Below are 6,507 nucleotides of genomic sequence, written 5' to 3' on the forward strand. Positions count from 1 at the left end.
GGTGCGGTAAACCGCACCGGCCGTCGGGAGTGATAAATGAATCAATCAGTTCCATATCTGCAATTTTGCGGCATCAGCAAGGAGTTTCCGGGGGTCAAGGCCTTACAGGATGTCTCGTTCGACTGCAATGAAGGCACGGTTCACGCCCTGATGGGCGAAAATGGTGCCGGCAAGTCTACTCTGCTCAAGATTCTGAGCGGCTTTCAGGCCCCGACCCGGGGCGCAGTGAGACTTGGCGGCCAGGAGCAGGTATTCCAGAGCACGGTGGATGCCCTCGAGAGCGGCATCGCCATCATCTATCAGGAACTGCATCTGGTCCCTGAAATGACGGTGGCCGAGAACATCTATCTGGGCCAGTTGCCGACCCGCCATGGTGTCATCGACAAGGAGCGGCTCTATCGTGATGCAGCCCGCCAGCTCGAGCGTCTCGGCATGGATGTGACGCCAGAGACACCACTTAAATACCTGTCCCTCGGTCAATGGCAGATGGTAGAGATCGCCAAGGCGCTGACCCGGGATGCTAGGGTGATCGCCTTCGATGAGCCGACCAGCAGCCTGTCGGCACGTGAGATAGAGCAGTTGTTCAGGGTCATTCGCCAGTTGCGCGATGAGGGCAAGGTGATCCTCTACGTCTCGCACCGCATGGACGAGATCTTCGAGTTGTGCGATGCCATCACCGTGTTCAAGGACGGCCGGTTCGTGCGCACCTTCTCCTCCATGGCCGAGGTAGATCGGGATCTACTGGTCAAGACCATGGTGGGGCGCGAGCTTGTCGACATTTATGGCTATGCCCCCCGACCGCTTGGCGAAACGGGCCTCAGGGTAAGCAGCCTTATGGGGGCAGGCCTAAACGAACCGGTATCGTTCGAGGTGAAGCGTGGTGAGATCCTCGGCATCTTCGGCCTGGTCGGGGCTGGCCGCAGCGAACTGATGAAACTCATCTTCGGCGCAGACAGGATGATCTGCGGCGAGATTGAGGTGTGCGGCAAGCCGATGACCATCCGCAACCCCATCGACGCCATTCGCAGCGGGATCATGCTCTGTACCGAGGATCGCAAGGCGCTCGGCATCATTCCGATCCACTCGGTGCAGGAGAACATCAACATCAGCGCTCGGCGTCATAAGTCGTTCGGTGGTATTTGGATCAATCAGCGCTGGGAAGACGACAACGCCCGGCTGCGTATTCGCGATATGCGTGTCAAGACCCCATCACCCGATCAGGCGATCATGAACCTCTCCGGCGGTAACCAGCAGAAGGCCATCCTGGGTCGCTGGCTCTCCGAGGACATGAAGGTGATCCTGCTCGACGAACCGACCAGGGGGATTGATGTCGGGGCCAAAAATGAGATCTACAGCGTGATCTACGACTTGGCCAAGGTAGGCATCGCCGTGGTGGTGGTATCGAGCGAGCTGCCCGAGGTGCTCGGTGTGGCTGATCGCATTCTGGTGATGCGCGAAGGGAAGATTGCCGGCGAGCTTACCCATGACGAGGCCGATGAAGTGAAGGCCCTCAATCTGGCCATGCCAACCCGCTAACTCTATTTATTCGAGGAAAAAAGACCATGGTTACAACTAGCTCTACCACCGTGGCCCAGGGCGCCGAAACGGCGAGCAGTCCCAAGGCACAACTGATGCGCATCTGGGATCAATACGGCATGCTGGTGATCTTTGCCATCCTGTTCCTGTTGACCTCTGCCCTAGTGCCCAACTTTGCCAGCCTGATCAACATGAAGGGCTTGGGGCTGGCCGTCTCCATGTCCGGCATGGTGGCCTGTGGCATGCTGTTTTGCCTCGCCTCCGGCGAGTTTGACATGTCGGTCGGTTCCGTAGTGGCCTGCTCGGGCGTCACCTGTGCCGTCGCTATCAACGCCACCGAGAGCATCCCTATGGGGGTGCTGGCGGGGTTGTCAGTGGGCGTGCTGTTCGGTTTTATCAACGGTATTGTGGTGGCCAAGTTCAAGATCAACGCTCTGATCACCACACTCGCGACCATGCAGATGGCCCGTGGTATGGGTTACATCATCTCCGACGGTAAGGCAGTCGGGATCGTGGAAGAGGGCTTCTTCGACCTCGGTAACTCCGCCTTGCTCGGAATCCCCACTCCGGTCTGGCTCACAGTCATCTGCTTCGTGCTGTTCGGTCTGCTGCTGAACAAGACCACTTTCGGCCGCAACACCCTAGCGATGGGAGGCAACGAGGAAGCTGCCCGCTTGGCAGGGGTCAATGTGGTACGAACCAAGATCATCATCTTTACCATGACCGGCTTCATCGCGGCGCTGGCGGGGATCATCCTCGCTTCACGCATGACCTCGGGGCAGCCCATGACCTCCATTGGCTTCGAGCTGGTGGTGATCTCGGCCTGTGTGTTGGGAGGGGTGTCCATGAAGGGAGGGATCGGCAAGATCTCTTATGTCATCGCCGGGGTGCTGATCCTGGGGCTGATGGAGAACGCCATGAACCTGCTCAACATCTCGCCGTTTGCCCAGTATGTGGTGCGCGGGCTGATCCTGCTCGCCGCCGTGCTGTTTGATCGCTACAAGCAGGTGCGCAAGTCCAAGGTGTGATGGCCAACGTGGAATAGCGTGACCAATTCATCGACAAGAGCCCGGACGAATGTGATCCGGGCTTAACTTTTCGCTCGTGCGGGAGGCTAAATCTGGCGGAATTTCGAGGCTCATTCCTACAATGGCGGTTCTCGATGTTCTGACGGGAACCTTCCTTCTCAATATGCCGCCGATTCAACGCGACCAGCCCAAGCAACTCAATCCCCTGTTGCCCGGCTATGCCTTCGATATCTTCCTCGTATCGGGACTGACTCCCATCGAGCAGGGGGGGCCGCTGGATTTCATCATCGATCGACCCGGTGGAATGAAGGGCTATATAATCAACATGACAATGGCGGGGGGAGGGAAAATTTTCTCCGGCGATAATGCCTTCGGGGTTGCTCCTGGCGAACTGCTGCTCTTTCCACCCGGCGTTCCACACTACTATTCTCGCGCCCCCGAACAGCAGGAATGGTATCACCATTGGGTCTACTTCAGGCCGCGGGCCTACTGGGCTGACTGGCTGAAATGGCCCAAGATGATGCAAGGGGTAGGGCGGCTCAACCTCGACAATGACGCCCTGGTAAGGGAATTTGATGCCCTCTTCGTCTCCATTGCTGAGACCCACAAGGGGATTACCCCGATGTCGGAACCGCTAGCGATGAATCTGCTGGAGCGTCTGCTGATACGTTGCTACGAAGTTTTCTCCCAGACCGAGCAGCCGACCATTGACCCCCGGGTGCAGCAAGCCTGCCAGATGTTGAGTGAGAACATTGCGGCAGAAATCTCCATTGACTCTCTCGCCGAGCTAGTTTTTCTTTCCCCTTCGCGACTGGCCCATTTATTTCGCGATCAGGTTGGGGTGAGCATCGTGCGCTGGCGCGAGGATCAGCGCATCATGCGTGCCAAGCTGCTGCTGCAGACTACACCATTGACGATCGCCATCGTCGGCCAACAAGTTGGCTATGACGATCAGCTCTACTTCTCTCGGGTCTTCAAGAAACGGGTTGGTGTCAGCCCAACGGAATATCGCAAGAGCTCCACCCTGTAAGAGCGTAGCCAGCTAGATGGCCGGCAAGCAGCCTGCTGCAAGGTCATGATATGAAGTCATGACTCCCCATGAAACTCAGCTCAATAGGCCAAGCAGTTGAACCGTGACTGAATTGCGCCTCAAGCCAGTCTTTAATTACTCGCAAGGAGAGGTTTTCGAACCCACATCAGGCCTCTTTGAGGCTTTATTAGTTCTTGGTTTACGGTAATGGAAGATCATGGGGAATTACGTATGAAATTTTGGCCAGAGTCACACTTTCCTATCCGTAGCAGAATTATCCATGTTTATGGACAAGGCATTCTCACCCCATCTGTCACTAACGTGAATAATTCCTCCCATGCCAAGAAATAAGGACGGCAAGAAACGCACGTGCACCTGAATAAAGTTAATGACTTTCAGCCAATCATGGGGTTTTAAAATGCAAGGCGAAAAAATTTCGATTCGTGAAAAAATAGGCTCTGTCCCAATTACGTGTTGAAAGGCTAATCTTGAAGTAGGCCATCACCTTGAGGTCTACCATCATGGATACCCCAGCCTTTCAACACCTGCTGTCTCTCTTTCCCCAGTTAACCCTGCGCCAGCGCCGTGTTGCTCAGCAGGAGCTCACTGCACCCCACACCATTACCTCTCTCAATACTCAGTTACCGGCATGCAGTGGCTGCCCACATTGTCAGGCCGATGTTACCCAGCTGGCGCCTTGGGGATGGAGTCGGGGGCTGCGCCGCTACCGTTGCAAACTGTGTCTGCGCACCAGCACCGTTCTGACCAAGACGCCCTTGGCCAGATTGCGTAAAGCACAGTGCTGGGAAGACTACGCGCAAGCCCTCATCGAAGGACTGACTGTCCGCCAGGCCGCGCGGCGCTGTGGGGTCAGCAAAAACACCGCGTTCCTCTGGCGCCACCGCTTCTTGCGCGCGATGTCAACCCATCAGGCCACCCGGGAAGAGGGCATCGTTGAGGTTGATGAGACCTTCTTCCTTGAATCGTTCAAGGGGCAGCGGGGACTGCTACGTCCACCACGTCATCGCGGTGGTAAAGGTCGAACTCGTGGAACCGGGCCAGATTACATCCCGGTGATGGTGGTACAAGACCGTGCAGGCCACCATGCGGATTTCCAGTTGGAGAAAATAGATGCCGAGACGGTCATCGCGGTGTTGAAGCCGTTGGTGTCACCGGATGCGGTGCTGTGTAGCGATGGGGCGGGTGTGTATGCCTGTTTCAGCAAGGAACAGGGTATAACCCATCAGGTGGTGCGCAATCGTCAAGGCGAACGGGTGGTCGGTGCGTATCACATCCAGCACGTAAACGGGTATCACCATCGGTTGAAAGAGTGGATGGAGCGGTTCCATGGCGTGGCGACGCACTACCTGAAGAACTACTTGGGTTGGCGCCGGATGCTGGAGCGTTACGGAAAAGGCGTAAATATCAAAACATGTTTGCATGAGGCGCTGGGGCGCCCCATGCAACACGTAATTGGGACATAGCCTTAATTAACATCATCTCCTGACTATATCAAGCGGCAACCTTACGGGTTGCCGCTGTCCTTTATAGTTCTTCGCGAGACACTGAGGCATCCGCAAGATGGAGCACAATTAGGATCAGTTAATTAGCGAAGGCCGTATGACCTTTACTTTTGAATGCCTCAGCCCGAACCACCGTACCGTCAGTTGTCCGCCGCAAAACAGTAGAACTTCCCGGCGCCGCCGGTTTTCCTGAGCGCCTCCTGGCTGCATCCAGCCGACTGATGGGAGAAGTTCCAACTCGTTGACCAGTTATCTTGCAGCGGGCCTGCGCGGTCGTGGTGACCGACAATCGCTGACCCGTCTCCGCTGCTGGTCCACGCCTTGCAGGTGGTGTCTGTTTGCGGCGCGAACGCGGTGCCGTCGGCGCGCGAACCAGTCAGGATGTCGTGCTCGTTGGGCTGGTCGCTACGGCCCTTGACCACGTTACCCTTCTCGTCGAGCGCGGTGTCCTTGGTGATGTTGGCCTTATCGTGCAACTCGGTCAGGTTGGCGGCGATCAGCGCACCCTTGGCGTTGTACCAGGGGCCGGAGCCGATGCGGTCTCTCGCATGCGTGCCTTGCACCGCCGGCGTGCTGCCCTGCGCGAAGGTGCCCGGCGTGCTGAGGTATGCACGCCAAGTCCTGTTGCCGGCGCCCGCGGCGGCGGCCAATTGCTGACAGTGGGCGTCTGCGCCGCTCAAACCGCCGAGATCACCACCCTTGCCACTGCCGACACTGGTGATAAAGAAGCCCATCGGATCGGTGCTCGCCTTAGTGGCACCGGCGCACAGCAGTAGGCCCGCTGTCACAGTCAGGGCCAAAACTTGTATCTTGCGCATCGGGAAGCTCCTTCAGTGGTTAACGTGCAGCATGAACCATAGTAGACAATAGACCACATCTGGAGTTGGCCGACCCTAACGCAACCCTAAATACCCAGTCCTCCTGTGATCTAATATTTGGAACAGTTATTTAGAAAACGGGGGCGTCTATGGTTATCGCAAGATCCGGGATGATCTGCGAGAGATGGGCGAGACCTGTGGGAAACACCGGGTGGCGCGATTAATGCGGCATGAAAGTTTACGTTCACAAACCGGCTATCGCCGCCGTCCAGGTCATTATGTAGTGGTCAACTAAATCCGGACACACAGTTAAGGAAGGTACGAACAAGTCCCTGATATGAGATCATGTTTGTCATCTGGAGCCATGGAACAGGGTTCATCATGAGTCATCAACTTACCTTCGCCGACAGTGAATTCAGCAGTAAGCGCCGTCAGACCAGAAAAGAGATTTTCTTGTCCCGCATGGAGCAGATTCTGCCATGGCAAAACATGGTGGAAGTCATCGAGCCGTTTTACCCCAAGGCTGGTAATGGCCGGCGACCTTATCCGCTGGAAACCATGCTACGCATTCA

Annotated in this window: 5 protein-coding genes and 2 pseudogenes; 6 read left to right on the forward strand and 1 reads right to left on the reverse strand. The window is 56.5% G+C overall.

The genetic code is table 11. The annotated features are described in order from the left end of the window. The first annotated feature begins 36 nt into the window (after positions 1-36). The 4 genes from araG (at position 37) to AB5Y86_RS18725 (ending at position 5,078) form a co-directional block, all read left to right on the forward strand. Positions 37-1,536, forward strand: a complete 1,500-nt coding sequence (gene araG / locus AB5Y86_RS18710) for an L-arabinose ABC transporter ATP-binding protein AraG (RefSeq protein ID WP_100652445.1) — start codon at positions 37-39, stop codon at positions 1,534-1,536. Positions 1,537-1,562: 26 nt separating this feature from the next. Further along, complete coding sequence (gene araH, locus AB5Y86_RS18715; protein WP_265324040.1) at positions 1,563-2,564, forward strand: L-arabinose ABC transporter permease AraH; 1,002 nt, start codon at positions 1,563-1,565, stop codon at positions 2,562-2,564. A gap of 121 nt (positions 2,565-2,685) precedes the next feature. Further along, positions 2,686-3,594 carry an arabinose operon transcriptional regulator AraC gene (araC, locus tag AB5Y86_RS18720; RefSeq protein WP_368193779.1) on the forward strand — a complete coding sequence of 303 codons (909 nt, stop codon included), beginning with the start codon at positions 2,686-2,688 and terminating at the stop codon, positions 3,592-3,594. A 521-nt stretch (positions 3,595-4,115) separates the two neighbouring features. Beyond that, a complete protein-coding gene (locus AB5Y86_RS18725) occupies positions 4,116-5,078 on the forward strand; it encodes an IS1595 family transposase (RefSeq protein WP_266135760.1) in 963 nt (320 codons plus the stop codon). A gap of 179 nt (positions 5,079-5,257) precedes the next feature. On the opposite strand, the gene AB5Y86_RS18730 is transcribed toward AB5Y86_RS18725, so the two are convergent. Then, entirely contained in the window at positions 5,258-5,935 is a 678-nt protein-coding gene (locus AB5Y86_RS18730; protein ID WP_144715426.1) for a hypothetical protein, read from the reverse strand. A gap of 124 nt (positions 5,936-6,059) precedes the next feature. Here AB5Y86_RS18730 and AB5Y86_RS18735 point away from each other — a divergent pair. Then, positions 6,060-6,215, forward strand: a pseudogene (locus tag AB5Y86_RS18735) (IS3 family transposase); the annotation flags it as partial. 101 nt (positions 6,216-6,316) lie between these two features. Further along, positions 6,317-6,507, forward strand: a pseudogene (locus AB5Y86_RS18740) (IS5/IS1182 family transposase); the annotation flags it as partial.

The sequence above is a fragment of the Aeromonas sp. s8 genome (assembly GCF_040907785.1).
In the GTDB taxonomy this organism is placed as follows: Bacteria; Pseudomonadota; Gammaproteobacteria; order Enterobacterales; family Aeromonadaceae; genus Aeromonas; species Aeromonas veronii.

What these genes read in the sequence shown, in the direction of transcription:
- araG (WP_100652445.1), top strand. Translation starts at nt 37, where the DNA reads ATGAATCAATCAGTTCCATATCTGCAATTTTGCGGCATCAGCAAGGAG.
- araH (WP_265324040.1), top strand. Translation starts at nt 1,563, where the DNA reads ATGGTTACAACTAGCTCTACCACCGTGGCCCAGGGCGCCGAAACGGCG.
- araC (WP_368193779.1), top strand. Translation starts at nt 2,686, where the DNA reads ATGGCGGTTCTCGATGTTCTGACGGGAACCTTCCTTCTCAATATGCCG.
- AB5Y86_RS18725 (WP_266135760.1), top strand. Translation starts at nt 4,116, where the DNA reads ATGGATACCCCAGCCTTTCAACACCTGCTGTCTCTCTTTCCCCAGTTA.
- AB5Y86_RS18730 (WP_144715426.1), bottom strand. Translation starts at nt 5,935, where the DNA reads ATGCGCAAGATACAAGTTTTGGCCCTGACTGTGACAGCGGGCCTACTG.